A 14,246-nucleotide genomic window follows, 5' to 3' on the forward strand; every position below is an offset into this window, starting at 1 on the left:
TCGGAGCGAGAGAATGCACGCTTACCGCACCCATACCTGCGGCGAACTCACCAAGTCTGATGTGGGCGCCACGGTAAAACTCTCTGGATGGCTACATCGGCGCCGCGATCATGGCGGCGTGATGTTCATCGACCTGCGCGACCATTATGGTCTCACCCAGTGTGTCTTCAATCCGGGCACGCCTGATTTCGAAACGGTAGAGTATCTGCGCGCTGAAAGCGTCCTCACCATCGAAGGCCGTGTCGTTGCACGCGATGAGGCGCTGGTGAACGCCAATCTCGATACCGGCGCAATCGAAGTGGTCGTCGACAAGGCCGAGATTCTCTCGCGTGCCGACGAGCTGCCGCTGCCTGTCTTCGGGGAGCCTGACTATCCTGAAGATATCCGCCTGCGTCACCGCTATCTCGACCTTCGCCGGGAAACGCTTCACGCGAACATGAAGCTGCGCAGCGATGTCATCACCTCGCTTCGCCAGCGTATGGTGGCCCAAGGCTTTACTGAGTATCAGACCCCGATCCTGACGGCTTCCTCGCCCGAAGGCGCGCGCGACTTCCTCGTGCCGTCGCGTCTGCATCCTGGTGAGTTCTATGCCCTGCCGCAGGCCCCGCAGCAGTTCAAACAGCTGCTCATGGTGTCCGGCTTTGACCGCTATTTCCAGATTGCGCCGTGTTTCCGCGATGAAGACGCCCGCGCCGATCGCTCGCCTGGCGAATTCTACCAGCTTGATATCGAAATGAGCTTCGTCGAGCAGGAAGACGTGTTTAGCGCGATCGAACCCGTCATGCGCGGCGTGTTCGAAGAGTTCGCTGACTGGCAGGATAAGGGCCGCACCATGCCGGATGGGCCGTTCCCGCGTATTCCATATGCCGAGGCGATGGAGAAGTATGGGTCCGACAAGCCGGATCTGCGCAACCCGATCGAACTGGCCGATGTCACCGATTTCTTTGCTGATGACAGCAAGACCGGCTTTTCCATCTTCGCCAAGATCATTGGCGGCGGTGGCAAGGTTATTGCCATTCCGGCGCCCAAGGCAGCTGAGCAGAAGTCCCGCAAGTTCTTCGACGACCTCGACAAGTGGGCGAAGAAGGAAATGCAGGCACCTGGCCTTGGCTATGCACGCCTTAAGGAGGCTGATGGAGGGGGTGTCGACAGCCAGGACCCTGTGCTGAAGAACTTCGACCCCGATCACCTGAAGGCCTTTCTCGAAAAGCTGGGGCTCGGCGCCGGCGACGGCATCTTCTTCTCTGCGGGCAAGCATGAGGCCGCATACAAGCTGGCCGGCGCAGCGCGCACCAAGGTCGGCGAAGATCTCGATCTGATTGAAACCGGCATCTTCAAATTCTGCTGGATCGTCGACTTCCCGATGTATGAGTGGGACGAAGACAACAAGAAGATCGATTTCTCTCACAACCCGTTCTCGATGCCGCAGGGCGGAATGGAAGCGCTGGAGCAGGCCGACACGGTCGAGAAGCAGCTGGCGCTCAAGGCATTCCAGTACGATATCGTCTGCAATGGCGTCGAGCTATCGTCCGGCGCGATTCGGAACCACCGCCCGGACATCATGCTGACGGCGTTCGCGCTCGCCGGTTACGGGGCCGATGTCGTCGAGGAAGAGTTTGGCGGCATGTTGAACGCGTTCCGCTTTGGCGCGCCGCCGCATGGCGGGATTGCGCCGGGTGTGGACCGGATCGTCATGCTTCTGGCAGAGGTCGACAATCTGCGCGATGTGACGCTGTTCCCGATGAACCAGCAGGCGCGCGACCTCATGATGCAGGCGCCATCACCCGTTGACGACAAGCAGCTGCGTGAACTTCACATCCGTCTGGCGCCTCAGGCGAAGAAGGACTGATGCGGCAAAGGCTTACCTGATTTCTGAATGAAGACGCCCCCGCTTGCCGGGGGCGTTTTTATTTGTTGGCTGTCTGTATAAGCCCGCCGCGCAGTTCATCAGAGCGGGGCAGCTGGACCGCTTGGCAGGCAATCAGCGAAATACCTGCTGGTACGTTGGTATTCTCGCCTGCGCAGCTGCCATCGAAAATCGTCTGCTCCAGCCCGGCTGTGCCTTCGAAGCTGACATTGACGAGCCTCGTATTGGTCAGCCGTGCGTTCTGGAGGTCCGCGCCTGCGAAAGAAGTGCCGTTCAGGACCGCATTGTTGAATTGGGCATCACGAAGCGAAGCCCCGATAAAAGTCGCGTCCGTAAGGTTCGCCCCGGAAAAATCTGCCCCGGATGCATGAGCCTGCGCAAAATTAGCGCCCGTTGCTGTCGCCGCGCCGAAGTGCGCGCCGGTGAGATGGGTACTGGAAAGATTTGCCCCGGAGAGATCGACCTTCAGCAGGCTTGCCCGCTCAAAACGCGAGCTGTCGAATTGCCCGTCGATGAGCTTGGACCCATCAAGCGTGGCCCGCCGGAAATCCGTGCCGCTGGCAACCACGCCGGTCAGATTGACGTTGAGGGCCCGCGTGCCGCGCAGGAATGCACCCGAGAGATTGGCGCCTGGATAGTTTGCCGCAGAGATGTCGCCGCCCGACATGTTGCGGCCGCGCAGGTCACAGCTGACGCAGGAGCCGCCATAGGACGGCGCCCAGGCAACACGTGTAGACTTGGATTGTGCGCTGGCCTGTCCGGCCATCAGGATCGCTGAACCGGTAAATGCCAGAAGAACAGATGCGCGGCGTACGTTAAGCATGCGCTACGTTTACGGGCTGCAGGCGCCGGTTTGAACTGAATTCCCGGTAATAACTGCAATGAACCTGCAATGTGTGGCCTGCTAGCCGCACCGTGGCACCCTCAGCCCGTCCGGCAGCCGTGTCGCCCGGTCGCCGCAAGCGCGATCCAGTTGACCCTGCGTCAGGCCGCGCGCGAGGTGCAGATCAGCGCCGGAGAGGTTGGCGCCGGAGAGGTTTGCGCCCGAGAAATTCGAGGACCCGAAATAACCGCCGACCAGCGTTGCATTCTCGAAATTGGCGTTCGAGAAATTGGAAGCGTTGAACCGCACGCCAAACAGGTTGGCGACCGACAGATTGGCACCGCTCAAATTCCAGTCATCGAATGTGCCAAGCTGCATATCGCTCTGGCGAAGGCGCGCGCCGGATACGTTGATATTGGAGGCGTCGTAATAGGCAAGATCTGCCTGAAAGAGGTTGCAGCCCGGGCAAGACTGTCCGTTGCGAACCTTGGCGATCTCGCCTGCATTCTGCGCCGCAGCGGGAAGCGCAAGCACGGCAAGGGCAGCGGCAAAGAAAAATTGTTTCAGCATGGCACACCTGTAGGGGCTGAGAGTGGGATCACAGCATGTGCCACGCAATCGCGCTGCCAGATTCCCCGCTCAGTTGAATCCGGACTCAGACCGCGTCGGTTCATTACAGGTTGCGCAATGAGCCACTCTTTCGTCGCCGGTGGCCATCAAGGTAAAGCTCGAACAGTGCGGGCAGGGGTCGCTCAAATAGTCCTCAGCGTCATCCTTTGCGGCAGCCCCTGCATTGGCTGAGGCGGCCTCGTCACGTTCGGCGCGTTTGCGCTCCAGAATGACGATGTTGTCTGGCAGCTGACCTCGGGAGAAGCCGCGAGAAATGAACTGCACCGCCTCATCGGGAAGCGGCTGCGGCGCCTCTCGCGTGCCATCCTTGAGACCGCGGCCCAGACCGTCATGGCTGACATCGTCGCCAAGTTCAGCGAGGTCGTCACGGCGAAGATAGGAGATGGCCAGCTCACGGAAGATATAGTCGAGGATCGAGGTTGCCTTGGTGATCCTGTCATTGCCGGTCACTTCGCCGGCTGGTTCAAACCGGGTGAAAACAAACGCATCGACATATTCGTCCAGCGGCACGCCATATTGCAGGCCGAGAGACACCGCGATGGCAAAATTGTTCATCATTGAACGGAAAGCGGCACCTTCCTTGTGCATGTCAATGAAGATCTCACCGAGTGCGCCATCGTCGAACTCCCCGGTATGGAGGTAGACCTTGTGGCCGCCGACCGTGGACTTCTGGATATAGCCCTTACGCCGGTCGGGCAGGCGCGTGCGCCGGGCACCGTCGCCAACAATTGTGCGTTCAGGTGCGGACAGAGGCATCGTGCGAGCCTCTTCTGCACGGAGATCCTCAGCAAGGTCCATGATGGCATTCAGCCGGTCCGATGCTTGGCCCTCTTCGGGCCGGGGCAGGGCGCGCAGATAAAGTGATACGCCTGCATCGAGCGCGGCGAGGTATTTCGTCTCATCGCCCCAGTCGCTGGCATCCACGCAAAGCGCTGTGCCGTCCGAAACAAGCGTCTCTGCAACGGCAAGCGCAAAGTCTGCTGCATCGGGCAGGATGATGCCCTGGTCCTTGAAGAAGGCCTGCGCGATCGCCTCTGACGCGTTGCTGACGGCGTTTTCTGCGGCTGCAATCTGGTCGGCGGAGAAGCCGATCATCTGGAGCAGAGGGCGCCCATCTGTGTCGAAGGCTTCCGGCTGAAGCTTCAGTTCGGAAGAAATCACATCGTCACCAAGAACCCAGCGGGAAAAGGCCGCGCCAAGCGGCAGGCCTTCCCGCAATGCGTTTCGGGCCCGCACGATCGCTTCATCTGAAAAGCCACGCACCCGCAGTGCCTTGCTGTTGATGCCGTCGAGCTGATCGAGATTGCAGCCAGCTTCCAACGCCGCGCGGAAGGCATCTGCCACTGCGTCGCCTTTTCTGGCGAGCGCGATGGCCGCAACTGATGCAGGCGCCGGCGTTCCATCGTCAGTGACCGCGGTCAGCGCGATCTCGCCGCAGATGCTGTCGCTCGCTGGCAAGAAGCTCTCGTCAGTCATGCGCAACGGCATCGCTGAAAGGGTGAGACCTTTGATCGGATCGAACGCTATTGCGCTTGTGTGAAGTTCGGCCGCTGCCGCATCTGAGATCGGGTCACCCGTCCGAAGGCAGCTTATTGCTTCGCCAAGCGCCCGACCCTTCGCCGCGAAGCTGGCCTCATCAGATGCGCCGAGGGCCAGGGAGGCGGCAGCCACCCCATGAACCAGAAGGGTGAGTTCGCCGTCGTCCTGCGCCTTCACAAGCGCGCTGAGCGTGTCGTGCAGCAGGGCTAGTTCGACCCCTTCAACCGAGACGAAGGCCGAAACATCGAGGGCGCAGGCCGGAGATGTTGCGGCCAATTGTTGCCCGGTCCAGACGGTAAGGCTGACGCCCTCCTTCAGCGCATGCGCCGCCATCAGCGGCGTTGAGCGGTACTGAGCGGCTGTCAGTGGCAGTGGCGGCTGATCGTCATCCGCCATCGCGCTGGACCGCAACCAGCGCTCCAGTCCTGGAAACCCTTCCTCATGGGTCAGGCCTGCCTCGATCATCTGCGCAGGCAGTCCGGCATTCAGTGCCTCTGCTAGCTCTGCATTAAGCGGCGCAGTTCCCAGCTGTTCAACAAGGTCTGCGAGGCCAAGCCGCGTCGTCTTTTCCAGCTGGTCATTGGTGCGCGCGTCGATTGCCGCCCGGATCGCTTCTTCACCGTCCGCGGCAAATGGACTTTCCGATACGAGCGCCAGATCTTTCAACGGGAGGATAGGGCTGATCCTGCCCGCATCCTCTGCAGCCTTGATGAGCCCATCTGGTGACTGTTTCCGGCCCATATCATCATCCTCTTACGGCAGCGCGGGCTGCGCCTGCCTCACCTCAACTGATGATGCGGGAGGCTTGACGGCCCGTCATAAGTATTGTGAGCCGATCCATAACTGGATTCGCGGCATGACCTGCTCCATATTCCAGTTTGCGCACAGAAGTTCGGGAACGCGACATGCTGAGACTCTTTACCTGGTGGAATGGCGTCACGCTTGGCGGCCTGTTTGATATCAAGCGCCGTAGCAACCTCGTCGGCACCGACGACTACGGCAACAAGTACTATGAGGACCGCAACGTCTCCATAGAACGCAGAAACCGCCGCTACGTTATTTATGACGGCTATGCTGAGCCGTCGAAAGTGCCTGCCGAATGGCATGGGTGGCTGCACCACACGCTGGAAGAGCCGCCGACGCTAAAGCCATTTAATCGCCGCGCCTGGGAAAAAGACCATAAGCCCAACATGACAGGCACCCTGTTTGCCTATCGTCCTGAAGGCTCCCTCAAGGAGCCTGGCAAACGCCAGTCTGCTGACTCCGACTACGAGGCATGGACACCAGATGCGTGAATCAATTCTAGAAACAATCATCGGCACCATGGTTCTCGGCGTTGCGGGCTTTTTCCTCTGGTTCGCAATCGGAAACGGCGCCGATCAGGCCCAGGCCGCAGAAGGCAGCGTCGAACTTGGCGCGCGCTTTAACAGTGTCAGCGGCGTTGAGCGCGGCACGGATGTTCGCATGGCGGGCGTCAAGGTCGGCACGGTGCGCGGAATTGAGCTGAATGTCGAACGGGCCGAAGCGCTCGTCACGATGGCAGTCGACCAGAAGCTCGTCCCGCTGGACGATGGAACGACGGCCCGCATCCAGAGCGAAGGCCTCCTGGGCGGGAACTACATCAACCTCGAACCAGCGGCCGGATTCGGCCAGATTGAAGCATGTTCGGACGGCGAAGAACTGTTCGGCGAGAGCGGTTGCGGCGAAATTCTCTATACTCAGGGCAGTGTCGATCTTCTTACCCTGATGGCGTCATTCGCCAACAATAGCGGTGGTGACGACAGTGAAGCGTCTTCTGACGCTGGCAGCTCGGCACCTGAGCCAACTGCAGGCACTTCCCGCGCTTCGCCGCAACAAGATGCTGATACCGACACAGAATCTCCTGAATCAGACGCTTCTGTCGACGAAACCGATGAGGAAGCTGCAGGAGACGATCAGTGAAACGCATTTTCTGCACGGCCGCGATGGCCGCTGCTTTGAGTTTCAGCGCTGCCGCGCAAGACCTTGGCGAGCTGGATGAAACCAGTGAGCCGACCAACGAGTCCATCTCCGATGATGAGATGGTGGACGGCGAAATGGCTGAGGAAGAGGAGCAGGAAAGCGACTCCGCCCCGACTTACAATCAGGAACGCATGGCGACGCTGCGCGCGCTCGACAAGATCACGGGCCGCTCAATCGATTTTGAGATCGAAGTCGGCAAGCCGGTTGTCTATGGCGTGCTCGAAGTTGATCTCAAGGCCTGCTTCCAGACCCCGCCAGAAGAGCCGCCTGAGAGCGCTGCTTTCCTGCAGATACATCAGGCCGACTATGCCGCAACAAACACGCTGACAGAGCCGCGGCTTGTCTCCGACGTGCAGGGTGAACTCGACGCATCGACCGCGCCGTACCAGCCGACACCCGAGGCAGCTGAGCCGCTTTTCTCAGGCTGGATGTTCGCGTCGTCTCCTGGTCTCAGCGCGCTTGAGCACCCGGTCTATGACGTCTGGGTGATCAGATGTACGCAGCCTTCGCCAGAAAGCCTGTCATCGCCAGCTTCACCTGACGAGTAGAAGTCACCTTTCCGGGTAAGCGCGGCCTCCAGCTTGCGCATGAAGTCTGCCTTTTTTATTTCGATGAGGCCGAACTGGTCCAGGTGCGGGTTGTGAAACTGCGCGTCCAATAGCTCATATCCGCCTGCGATGAGCCGCGCCACCAGATGGACGAGCGCTATCTTTGACGCATCCGTCTGACGCGAAAACATGCTCTCGCCGAAAAAGGCGGCCCCCAGGGAAACGCCATAGAGACCGCCGACCAGAGCGCCCTCATCGTCCCAGCACTCGACTGAATGTGCGTGTCCGCGCCTGTGCAGGGCAGCGTAGAGGTTCTGGATGGGCGTATTGATCCAGGTTGTCGGCCGGTCCGCCGTGTCCTTGGCGCAGGCCTCCATGACCCGGCTGAAGGCAAGGTCGATGGTGATCCGGTAGGGCGCTTTGCGCACAGTCTTTCGTAGCCGCCTCGGAATATGAAACCCCTTGAGGGGCAGAACGCCTCTGATCTCTGGCGAGATGAGGAAGAGGTTCATGTCCTCACGCGAATCCGCCATTGGGAAGACGCCCTGCCGATAGCAGTCGAGCAGCATTTCCGTGTCGAATCGGTCTGACATTTGCTCAGCGTTCGTTGCGGTGGCTAGTTCGCCGCGAGGAAGCGCTCCAGCCAGTGGATATCATAGTTCCCGTCCACAACGTCCTTCTCGTCGACAAGGCGCTGGTGAAGCGGAAGCGTCGTGTGAACGCCCCCGACGACCATCTCGTTCAGGGCCCGGCGAAGGCGCATGATGCACTCATTTCGCGTGCGGCCATGCACGATCAGCTTGCCGATCAGGCTGTCATAATTGGGCGGGATCCGGTAGCCGGCGTAGACGGCGCTATCGAGGCGGACATCAGGCCCGCCCGGCGCATGGAAATCGGTGATCGTACCGGGCGACGGTGCAAAGGTTTCCGGATGCTCGGCATTGATTCGGCACTCGATCGCATGCCCGACCAGCAGCACGTCTTCCTGTGCAAAAGATAGCTTCTTTCCGTCGGCTATGCGGATTTGTTCGCGTACCAGATCGATGCCGGTGATCATTTCGGTCACCGGATGCTCGACCTGCAGACGCGTGTTCATCTCGATGAAGTAGAAGTTTCCATCCTCATAGAGGAATTCCATCGTGCCGGCGCCGCGATAGCCAATCTTGGCGACGGCCTTGGCGACGATCGTGCCGATCTCTTCGCGCTGGGCCTGATTGAGCGCAGGCGACGGGGCCTCCTCGAAAACTTTCTGATGGCGGCGCTGCAGGGAACAGTCACGCTCCCAGAGGTGAGCGACATTGCCATGCTCATCAGCGATCACCTGAATTTCGATGTGGCGTGGCGTACTGAGGTATTTTTCCAGATAGACAGCATCGTCACCAAAGGCAGAGCGCGCTTCATTCTTGGCGGACCGGATCGCGTTTTCCAGCTCTTTCTCGGTCTTGGCGACTCGCATACCGCGCCCGCCGCCACCGGCAGCTGCCTTGATCAGGACCGGGTATCCAATCTTCTTGGCGATCTTCTTGGCTTCGCCGATGCTGGAAACACCGCCATCAGAGCCTGGCACACAAGGTACGCCAGCTTCGATCATTGCCTGTTTGGCAGCGATCTTGTCGCCCATGGTGCGTATATGTTCGGCCTTTGGACCAATAAAAATGAGGCCATGTGCCTCAACCATCTCAGCGAACTGGGCGTTCTCTGAAAGGAAGCCATAGCCAGGGTGGATGGCGTCGGCATTGGTAATCTCAGCCGCGGCCAGGATGCGCGACTTCTTCAGATAGCTTTCCGAAGAAGGCGCAGGCCCGATGCAGACGCTTTCATCCGCCAGCCGTACGGCCATCGCGTCGCGATCGGCTTCAGAGTGCACGACAACGGTGGCGAGGCCCATTTCCTTACAGGCCCGGTGAATACGGAGCGCGATCTCGCCGCGATTTGCGATGAGGACTTTCTCGATCATTTAATCGGCCTCACTCAATGACGATCAGCGGTTCGCCGAACTCCACAGGCTGGGAGTCCTGCACGATGATTTCCTTTACCGTGCCGGCCTGCGGGGCTTCCACCGGGTTGAAGGTCTTCATGGCTTCAACAAGCATAAGCGTGTCGCCTTTTTTGACCTTGTCGCCGACATTCACGAAGGCTTTCGAGCCTGGCTCAGGCGACAGATAGACGGTGCCAACCATAGGGCTCGTCACCGCGTTCTTGGAAACAGGTGCTGCAACATCCGCAGAACTGTCGGCAGACGTGGTCGATGCCGGAGCGGCAGCGGGCGCCGCGGCAGGTGCCGGTGCATATTGATATTGCATGGGGGCGAGCTGGCCTGGGGCTGCCTTGCTGACCCGGATACGAAGGCCATCATGTTCGATTTCGACTTCGCCCAGATCGGCATCCCGCAGGATGGCGGCGAGTTCGCGGACAAGGCCGGTATCAAGGCTGGTCTTTGCTGTGCTCATCAGATTGCGTGTCCTCAAGCTTTCATTCTTATCGCAGCTTCGAGTGCGACTTCATAACCGTGTGGGCCAAGCCCTGCAATCGAAGCCATCGCAGCCGGTGCGACATAATTGGTTTGGCGAAACGCTTCGCGCGCCGCCGGGTTAGACAGGTGAACCTCAATCAGAGGAGCGGTGCAAGCGCGCAAGGCATCGTGCAGCGCGATCGAGGTATGCGTATAGGCGCCTGCATTCAGGATAAGGCAATGGGCTTCTCTCGAAGCTTCCTGAACCCAATCGACCAGTTCACCCTCGCTATTGGTCTGACGAAACTCGATGGGGTCTTCGCCAGCCTTCGCCTTCAGACGCGATTCGATATCCTGCAGGGTGTCGTAGCCATAGATTTCCGGCTCACGTGTGCCCAGAAGGTTGAGATTTGGGCCATTAAGAACATAAATTGGCTTGGTCATGGCCCGGTCTTGCGCGCGTTTTCCGGGCAAGGCAAGCCATTGATCGCGACAGGAGACGGCAGTGATGATGGTCTATGTGAACGGCGATGAATTCGAGATTGCGGACAGCGCAAGCCTCTCCGACCTTGTCGCAAAGCTGACCGATGACCCGCGCGGCATGGCAATTGAGCGCAACCGCGAGATCGTCCCCAAATCCCTGCATTCAGAGACGAAGCTTGAGCCCGGCGACCGGCTTGAAGTCGTGCAGTTCGTTGGGGGCGGCTGAGCAGGCGTTTCCCCGGCGGTGAGGCTTTCAGCGCCTACGTGCAGGTGCTAGTGCTGAAGAAGTTGATGCGAGGGAGCCAGCATGGCCAAGCAACCGAAAAAAATTCAGGACGTCGGCGAGGAATTCCTCAATGATCCATCCAAGGTGAAGCTCGTGCGCCATGAGTTTCCGTTCCCGAAAGAGGTTGTCTGGAACGCCTTGCTCGACGGCGATACGTGGACCGAATGGCTGCCGATCACGAAGGTCGAATGGACCTCTCCCAAACCTTTCGGCGTCGGCACGACCCGCACCGTCTGGATTGGCGATCAGGTCGTGGAAGAAGTGTTCTTTGCCTGGGAAGATAATAAGCGGATGGCATTCCGCTTCGACCGCACGACGCTTCCGGTGAAGGCCTGCATCGAAGACTACCAGCTTCAGAACACGCCGGTTGGCTGCCGCCTCGACTGGCGGTTCCGCGCAAGGGCGCCCTTCTTTCTCGGGCCGCTTATCTCTTCGCAGATGAAGTCCGGTCTCAAGAAGGGGCTGCCGCAGCTTGAGGCACATATCAGGGAAAACCCGGCCAAGTTTGGTCTTGCCTGATCTGCATGGCTGTTCTGTCAGTCGCGCCCCTAGAACTTGATCCGATTGTCACTTACCAAGCTGGCGCATGACAGACGATACGCTCAAGATTGCCGGGCGGGAGTTTTCCTCACGCCTCATCATCGGGACTGGCAAGTACAAGTCCTATGCCCAGAACGCCGAAGCTGCCGAGGCGGCCGGTGCAGAAATGGTCACCGTGGCGCTGCGCCGGGTAAACCTCTCCAACACTGATGAGGACCGGCTTCAGGATCACGTCTCGCCGGACAAATACACCTATCTGCCCAACACGGCCGGCTGCTTTACCGCGGACGATGCGGTTCGTACGCTTCGCCTGGCCCGAGAGGCTGGCGGCTGGGATCTCGTAAAGCTGGAAGTCCTCTCAGACCAGAAGACGCTCTATCCGGATATGGAAGAAACGCTGAGCGCGGCAAAGGCGCTGATCGCTGACGGGTTTCAGGTCATGGTCTACTGCTCGGATGATCCGGTCTATGCCAGAAAGCTCGAAGAGGCTGGCTGCTGCGCGATCATGCCGCTCGGTTCACTCATCGGCTCAGGCCTTGGCATCCAGAACCCGCTGAACATCCGGCTGATCGTCGAACAAGCCCGCGTGCCTGTCATCGTTGATGCCGGTGTCGGAACGGCGTCTGATGCGGCCATGGCGATGGAGCTTGGCTGCGACGGCGTGCTCATGAACACCGCCATCGCAGAAGCCAAGGACCCGGTGCGCATGGCACGCGCCATGAAGCATGCGGTCATCGCGGGCCGAGAGGCGTACCTGGCCGGCCGGATGGGCCGCAAACGCTATGCTGATCCATCCTCACCGCTGGCAGGGCTTATCTAGCCTGCCTGCGCAACCGCCGTGTCCAGCATCTGGGTCACGCCTGCCTGATCGGCACCAGCGATGAGTTGATCACCAACGAGGAAGGCTGGCGTGCCACTAATGCCGACACGGCGCGCGAGCGTCTTGTTGTCAGCGATCACCTTCTGCAGGCGAACAGACCCCATATCGGCACGCATCTTCTCGACATCGACGCCGGCGCGTTCGGCAGCGGCATCGATTTCATCCGGCGTAAAGCCGCTGGAATTATCGAGCTCCATCAGCTCACGGTGCATTTCGGCGTATAGACCCTGCTCCCCAGCGGCGAGAGCAGCCAGAGCAGCTTTTTCGCTTTCTGGTGAGAGGATCGGGAACTCCTTGAAAACAACGCGAACCTGGCCGTCATAGGCGGACGGAAGGTCGATCGTCCAGTCCATGGACCGTTTGCAATAGCCACATCGATAATCGAAGAACTCGACCAAGGTTACAGGCGCATCTTCCGGGCCGATGGCGTAGTCGCTCTCGCTCTCGAAGATCGCGCTGGAGTTCGACCTGATCGCGGCGCGCGCGCTTTCAGCCTCCTGCTCACTGGCGCGCTGCTGCAGGCGGATGAGGGCCTGTTCAATGATCTCAGGATTTTCGAGAATATAATCGCGGACAATTTCCTCGATTTCTTCCCGGTTCTGCGGGGCAGCGTCTTCCTGCTGGGCGCAGGCAGGTGTGAAGGCGACTAGTGAAAGTGCGGCGAGCGGGGCCAGTTTGCGGGTCATGTCTCGTCCTGTGGTCTATTGAACTTTTCGGTTTCGATAGCGCCCATATATTGCGTTTGTCTCAACGCAACTGCACCGCAGGGTCTGACAATGGCGTGATCGGCCTAGCCGCGGCGGCGCCAATAGTCCTCATTCTCGGGAAGGGCAGGGTCCGTCACATTGCGGATATCATTTGCGCGGCGCGCTTCTGACGTACCGCCCGGAAGATCTTCAATCGCGCGGCGGGCAAAGATGTGGGCTTTGGGGTAATCGCCGATGTGATAGGCAGACTCAGCTGTCGCGAGCTCTGCCTCGGCGCGCCGTCCCTGTTTTTCAAGCGCAGACGCAAGCTGGTTCCACGCAAAGGAATTATCCGGCTCCTTGATGAGTGCATCGCGCAGCGCCTCTTCGCCTGCTTCCAGATCGCCTTCTTCAGCGCGCGCAATGAGTGAGCGGCCATAATTGATAAGCAAGAGAGGGTGACCCGGCAGGTACTCCAGCGACGTTTCATGCGGCTCGACGGACTCTGCGGCCCGGCCCATTTCGAAAAGCGCCTGACCTTTCAGCTCCCAGTAATAGGGGTTCTCGGGAAATTCTTCGAGCAGCGAATCAATCTCTATGAGGGCGGCAGAAATGTCCGAAGATTGCATGGAGGCGATGGCACGCGCATAGCGGCCCGCCTCGCTCTCATCACTGCGTGGATATTTTTGATAGACGCGCGGGAGAGGCTCAAGAAAGCCGATCAGCTTGGCCTGCATCAGGTCGAACTGGCGCACGACTTCCGGGTCCTCCGGCTCATCCATCAGTCCCGTTTCCTGCGCCAGCGACCGTGTCGTGCGGATTCGGTCTGAGGCGAGTGGGTGAGAACGGAAATACGGATAGCGGCGCGCTTCCGACAGGACTTCCTGATAGCGGTACTTGTCGAAAAACTCGACAATGCCGGACGGCGACTGGCCCAGCTCTGAGAGGTAGGAGACAGCCGCGGCATCGGCTGTGGCTTCCTCGGCGCGTGTATGGACGAAGAAGTTGAGCGCCGCAAACTGCTGGGAACTGGCGATGAGCGCAGCACCGGCATCACCCGCCCCGGCGGCAAGTGCAAGCACACCAAGACCAATGGAAATAAGCGCCGGGCGGCTCGCGACATTGGCGGCGCGGGCACGCGAAATTGAATGGCCACAGGCAATATGGCAGGTCTCGTGTGCAATGACGCCCTTGATCTGTGCAGCACTCTCGGCGGCGATCAGAAGCCCGGTGTGAAGGTGAATGTTCTGTCCGTTGGCGACGAAGGCGTTCAGGTCAGGATCGTTGATGATGTAAAGCCCGACATCGTCTGGCGTTAGTCCGGCAACTTCCAGAATAGGATCAGTCCACTCACGAAGCGTGGTTTCGATCTCCGCATCGCGAATAAGGCCCTGCGCAGAGGCTGTCATTGCGCTCGCCGCGGCTAAACCGGCGATGATTGCGGACTTCAGAAATCTAGCTGGCATGATCGGTCGCCTCTCCACTCCGGGGTGAGCCTAGGAGATCATTGC

At 59.7% G+C, this 14,246-nt stretch carries 16 protein-coding genes; 7 read left to right on the forward strand and 9 right to left on the reverse strand.

Features of this window, described 5'->3' with window-relative positions; translation table 11 throughout:
* The first annotated feature begins 13 nt into the window (after positions 1–13).
* Positions 14–1,849: an aspartate--tRNA ligase gene (aspS, locus tag F550_RS0102795; RefSeq protein WP_018147008.1), complete on the forward strand. Its 1,836-nt coding sequence runs from the start codon at positions 14–16 to the stop codon at positions 1,847–1,849.
* 58 nt (positions 1,850–1,907) lie between these two features.
* On the opposite strand, the gene F550_RS0102800 is transcribed toward aspS, so the two are convergent.
* From F550_RS0102800 to F550_RS18345, 3 genes are all read right to left on the reverse strand, one after another.
* Positions 1,908–2,690: a pentapeptide repeat-containing protein gene (locus F550_RS0102800; protein ID WP_018147009.1), complete on the reverse strand. Its 783-nt coding sequence runs from the start codon at positions 2,688–2,690 to the stop codon at positions 1,908–1,910.
* An 81-nt stretch (positions 2,691–2,771) separates the two neighbouring features.
* A complete protein-coding gene (locus F550_RS0102805) occupies positions 2,772–3,260 on the reverse strand; it encodes a pentapeptide repeat-containing protein (protein WP_018147010.1) in 489 nt (162 codons plus the stop codon).
* 69 nt (positions 3,261–3,329) lie between these two features.
* Complete coding sequence (locus F550_RS18345) at positions 3,330–5,600, reverse strand: TSCPD domain-containing protein (RefSeq protein WP_018147011.1); 2,271 nt, start codon at positions 5,598–5,600, stop codon at positions 3,330–3,332.
* 164 nt (positions 5,601–5,764) lie between these two features.
* On the opposite strand from F550_RS18345, the gene F550_RS0102815 reads away from it, so the two are divergent.
* Genes F550_RS0102815 through F550_RS16670 form a run of 3 tightly spaced genes read left to right on the forward strand, consistent with a single transcriptional unit; the run spans position 5,765 to position 7,408 of the window.
* A complete protein-coding gene (locus F550_RS0102815) occupies positions 5,765–6,154 on the forward strand; it encodes an NADH:ubiquinone oxidoreductase subunit NDUFA12 (RefSeq protein WP_018147012.1) in 390 nt (129 codons plus the stop codon).
* On the forward strand, positions 6,147–6,800 hold the full coding sequence (locus F550_RS16665) for an MlaD family protein (RefSeq protein WP_018147013.1): 654 nt from the start codon (positions 6,147–6,149) through the stop codon (positions 6,798–6,800). The genes F550_RS0102815 and F550_RS16665 overlap by 8 nt, the downstream gene beginning before the upstream one ends.
* The gene (locus F550_RS16670; RefSeq protein WP_018147014.1) at positions 6,797–7,408 is read left to right on the forward strand and encodes a DUF2155 domain-containing protein; all 612 of its coding nucleotides are present in this window, start codon (positions 6,797–6,799) and stop codon (positions 7,406–7,408) included. Before F550_RS16665 ends, F550_RS16670 begins: the two co-directional genes overlap by 4 nt.
* Here the strand turns inward: F550_RS16670 and aat are convergent.
* From aat to F550_RS0102845, 4 genes are read right to left on the reverse strand one after another with little or no spacing between them, the layout of a single operon-like run.
* Positions 7,333–8,001 (reverse strand): leucyl/phenylalanyl-tRNA--protein transferase, encoded by a 669-nt coding sequence (gene aat, locus F550_RS0102830; RefSeq protein ID WP_018147015.1) that lies wholly within the window; start codon positions 7,999–8,001, stop codon positions 7,333–7,335. The genes F550_RS16670 and aat overlap by 76 nt on opposite strands.
* Positions 8,002–8,024: 23 nt before the next feature.
* Positions 8,025–9,365, reverse strand: a complete 1,341-nt coding sequence (gene accC / locus F550_RS0102835) for an acetyl-CoA carboxylase biotin carboxylase subunit (RefSeq protein ID WP_018147016.1) — start codon at positions 9,363–9,365, stop codon at positions 8,025–8,027.
* Between the two features lie 10 nt (positions 9,366–9,375).
* Positions 9,376–9,858, reverse strand: coding sequence for an acetyl-CoA carboxylase biotin carboxyl carrier protein (gene accB / locus F550_RS0102840; protein WP_018147017.1), 483 nt, complete (start codon positions 9,856–9,858; stop codon positions 9,376–9,378).
* Positions 9,859–9,872: 14 nt separating this feature from the next.
* On the reverse strand, positions 9,873–10,304 hold the full coding sequence (locus tag F550_RS0102845) for a type II 3-dehydroquinate dehydratase (protein WP_018147018.1): 432 nt from the start codon (positions 10,302–10,304) through the stop codon (positions 9,873–9,875).
* A gap of 64 nt (positions 10,305–10,368) precedes the next feature.
* Here F550_RS0102845 and thiS point away from each other — a divergent pair, with 64 nt between their 5' ends.
* From thiS to F550_RS0102860, 3 genes are all read left to right on the forward strand, one after another.
* Complete coding sequence (gene thiS / locus F550_RS0102850) at positions 10,369–10,569, forward strand: sulfur carrier protein ThiS (RefSeq protein ID WP_018147019.1); 201 nt, start codon at positions 10,369–10,371, stop codon at positions 10,567–10,569.
* 81 nt (positions 10,570–10,650) lie between these two features.
* The gene (locus F550_RS0102855) at positions 10,651–11,148 is read left to right on the forward strand and encodes an SRPBCC family protein (RefSeq protein WP_018147020.1); all 498 of its coding nucleotides are present in this window, start codon (positions 10,651–10,653) and stop codon (positions 11,146–11,148) included.
* Between the two features lie 67 nt (positions 11,149–11,215).
* Positions 11,216–11,989: a thiazole synthase gene (locus tag F550_RS0102860; RefSeq protein ID WP_018147021.1), complete on the forward strand. Its 774-nt coding sequence runs from the start codon at positions 11,216–11,218 to the stop codon at positions 11,987–11,989.
* Here the strand turns inward: F550_RS0102860 and F550_RS0102865 are convergent.
* Together F550_RS0102865 and F550_RS0102870 are read right to left on the reverse strand one after the other, a co-directional pair.
* The gene (locus F550_RS0102865; RefSeq protein ID WP_018147022.1) at positions 11,986–12,735 is read right to left on the reverse strand and encodes a DsbA family protein; all 750 of its coding nucleotides are present in this window, start codon (positions 12,733–12,735) and stop codon (positions 11,986–11,988) included. The genes F550_RS0102860 and F550_RS0102865 overlap by 4 nt on opposite strands.
* A gap of 104 nt (positions 12,736–12,839) precedes the next feature.
* The gene (locus F550_RS0102870) at positions 12,840–14,201 is read right to left on the reverse strand and encodes a M48 family metalloprotease (protein ID WP_018147023.1); all 1,362 of its coding nucleotides are present in this window, start codon (positions 14,199–14,201) and stop codon (positions 12,840–12,842) included.
* Positions 14,202–14,246: the final 45 nt, after the last annotated feature.

Origin of the sequence: Henriciella marina DSM 19595, from assembly GCF_000376805.1 — a bacterium.
Taxonomy (GTDB): domain Bacteria; phylum Pseudomonadota; class Alphaproteobacteria; order Caulobacterales; family Hyphomonadaceae; genus Henriciella; species Henriciella marina.